This window comes from Chryseobacterium sp. DT-167 (genome assembly GCF_058310155.1).
In genome coordinates this window covers 1-900 of sequence record NZ_JBZEEQ010000041.1, presented here as the reverse complement: position 1 = coordinate 900, position 900 = coordinate 1, and the positions used below count along the sequence as shown (strand labels likewise).

Below are 900 nucleotides of genomic sequence, written 5' to 3'. Positions count from 1 at the left end.
CCGACGGCGACCATTACAGCCATGGCCTTGCGCATCGCCGAGCATCTCGCCGCGGGCGCCCGTTGGCAGGAGGTCGCGTGATGTCGGGAGGTCCCACGCGAGCGTTCGATGCCCCGACGACCGAGATCGTCTGGCGGGTAGCAGACGTGCTGCTCCCCGCGACCGATGTCATGCCCGCGCTCCGCGACGTGGACGCCGACGGGTACTGGCTCGCGCGAGCCCTTGACGCGCGTTCCGACGCCGTCGAGAGGGTGCGAGCGCTCCTCCACGAGCTCGAGGCCGCGCCGCTGCTGCGGGAGGTGCTCGTCGACTGGCGGTCCGCCCGCCGCGACGACTTCGAGGACGTAGCGGCGATCGTCGCGGGGACCTACTACCTGATCCCTGCCGTGCGGGAGTTGATCGGCTACCCGGGTCAGGAGCGTCGGCCGGCGCCGCTCGAGCTCGCGGCGGACGAACTCTCGGACGACGTGTTCGAGGGTGCGATGTCCTATCGGGGTACCTACCTCGACGCCGACTGACATGATGCGGTTATCCCGATCCGACCCCGACGAACGACGAGTGAGGCGACGACCATGAACGACCAGCAGACCGATGCGACCGGACGCGACGCCGTCCGACGGGTCGCGAGCGACGTGACGGGGAACTTCGTCGCGGGAGGATGGGCGCCCGCGACCGGCGCCCGGCTCGAGATCGTCGATCCCTCCACCGGCGACGTCCTCGGCTCCGTGCCCGACTCGACCGCCGACGAGGTGGCCGCCGCGGTCGAGGCGGCGCGCGCTGCGTTCCCCGGATGGGCCGCGACCACTCCAGCCGATCCGCTCGAAGGCGCTCCTCGATCTCGCCGCACTCGTTGAGGACGACCACGAGCGCTTCAGCCTCCTGGAGGCCGTCGACGCGGGG

2 protein-coding genes are annotated in these 900 nt (G+C 71.2%); both read left to right on the top strand.

All coding sequences use genetic code 11. The features are described from left to right. The coding region (locus AC4FQ5_RS19600) for a hypothetical protein (RefSeq protein ID WP_491146189.1) at nucleotides 1-518 on the top strand (518 nt) is incomplete at its 5' end. 54 nt (nucleotides 519-572) lie between these two features. Beyond that, nucleotides 573-854 (top strand): aldehyde dehydrogenase family protein, encoded by a 282-nt coding sequence (locus AC4FQ5_RS19595; RefSeq protein WP_491146187.1) that lies wholly within the window; start codon nucleotides 573-575, stop codon nucleotides 852-854. Nucleotides 855-900 lie beyond the last annotated feature (46 nt).

What these genes read in the sequence shown, in the direction of transcription:
- AC4FQ5_RS19595 (WP_491146187.1), top strand. Translation starts at nt 573, where the DNA reads ATGAACGACCAGCAGACCGATGCGACCGGACGCGACGCCGTCCGACGG.